This is a genomic window from Vibrio scophthalmi LMG 19158 (genome assembly GCF_000222585.1).
In the GTDB taxonomy this organism is placed as follows: Bacteria; Pseudomonadota; Gammaproteobacteria; order Enterobacterales; family Vibrionaceae; genus Vibrio; species Vibrio scophthalmi.
In genome coordinates this window covers 1-277 of record NZ_AFWE01000110.1, presented here as the reverse complement: position 1 = coordinate 277, position 277 = coordinate 1, and the positions used below count along the sequence as shown (strand labels likewise).

At 54.5% G+C, this 277-nt stretch carries 1 protein-coding gene; it reads right to left on the bottom strand.

The annotated features are described in order from the left end of the window. Positions 1-277: VCBS domain-containing protein (locus RH88_RS08965; RefSeq protein WP_174269641.1), on the bottom strand; the 277-nt coding region annotated here is incomplete at both ends.

Genomic DNA, 277 nt, shown 5'->3' with positions numbered 1-277 from the left:
CATCGATGGAGAGAGCGCCTAATGCGCCAGCTGGCGTCACCACGCTGGTCGGATCAAACTTGGCTTGGTCAGTATCGGCATCGGTCAGGGTTAACACGCCTGAATCTGTCAACACTGGATCGGTATCATCTTCCGTCACAGCGCCGACTGCATCGCCGGAGATGACCGCGCTGTCGTTAACTCCGGTAATGGTAATAACGATGTCGTGGGTGGTGCCATCCACTGAGGCAACAGTGAAGGTTTCGACTTTGGTTTCATCTTGCGCCAGATATTGCAC